The following is a 541-nucleotide window of genomic DNA, read 5'->3' on the forward strand; positions in this document are numbered from 1 at the left end:
GTTGCGTTCCGTAAAAATTCACCGGAATTACGCGAAGCGTTTGATCGTTATTTAGATTCTATTAAAAAAAATGGGACGTATGAAAAGCTCGTTAAAAAATACTACCCGTCAATTTACTACTTTTATAACGATTACTTCTTAGAAGATAGTAAGAAAAATCGATGAAAAAGGCTGTTAAAAAAATATCCAGTAAAAAGATAATATCGATAAGCGCAATAATCGTTTCTATTTATTTAGCGATACTTATCGTTGTTACAAGTCTTGGACAGAATAAATTAAAAGACTCTCAATATAGAGAGCTGGATTTAAAAGTAAAAAGCTATGCAAGCACACTAGACAACTTATTTACTATTGCAAGTGAAGACGTAGATAATTTATCGAGTGACAAAACCGTTCAAACATTTTTTGCAAACTTAGCATCTGGTATGTCGATGGAATATGGCCTAGGTGCAAGTTTAATCAACTTAAAACGTAGATTTGATGAGAAGATTGACGGCAAGTTGATCAACAGTAGCAACATCTACAACAAGTTAACGCTGGT

General features: G+C 32.9%; 1 protein-coding gene and 1 pseudogene. Both read left to right on the plus strand.

Features of this window, described 5'->3' with window-relative positions; translation table 11 throughout:
* Positions 1-165, plus strand: a 165-nt coding sequence (locus R8N49_RS29820; protein ID WP_318190792.1) for a transporter substrate-binding domain-containing protein, incomplete at its 5' end; no start/stop codon positions are given.
* Positions 162-541, plus strand: a pseudogene (locus R8N49_RS29825) (GGDEF-domain containing protein); the annotation flags it as partial. The gene R8N49_RS29820 and the pseudogene R8N49_RS29825, both read left to right, overlap by 4 nt.

The organism is Vibrio sp. 1978, assembly GCF_033344345.1.